Annotated in this window: 1 protein-coding gene; it reads right to left on the bottom strand. The window is 66.7% G+C overall.

Going from position 1 to position 255, the window contains the following annotated elements; translation table 11 throughout:
* The coding region (locus NGB94_RS16735) for an IS30 family transposase (RefSeq protein ID WP_325791845.1) at positions 1-255 on the bottom strand (255 nt) is incomplete at both ends.

The following is a 255-nucleotide window of genomic DNA, read 5'->3' as shown; positions in this document are numbered from 1 at the left end:
ATCCGGGTGTAGTGCGCCAGCTCGGTTCCGCGGTCCCAGGTGATCGACAGCCGCAGGTGCTCCGGGAGCCTGCCCATCTGATCGATCATCGCTGCTGCCACCGTCTCGGCGCTGTGGTCCCCGGGCAAGTGCAGCAGGATCGTGAACCGGGTGCTGCGCTCGACCAGAGTTCCGATCGCGGTGGAGTTCGCCCCGATAATCAGGTCTCCTTCCCAGTGTCCGGGCACCGCACGATCCTCTACCTCGGCCGGACGC

The organism is Arthrobacter koreensis (assembly GCF_035792275.1).
GTDB classification, from domain to species: Bacteria; Actinomycetota; Actinomycetes; order Actinomycetales; family Micrococcaceae; genus Arthrobacter_B; species Arthrobacter_B koreensis_A.
The sequence above is the reverse complement of the archived record's forward strand: the minus strand, read 5'-3'. Positions and strand labels throughout refer to the sequence as shown.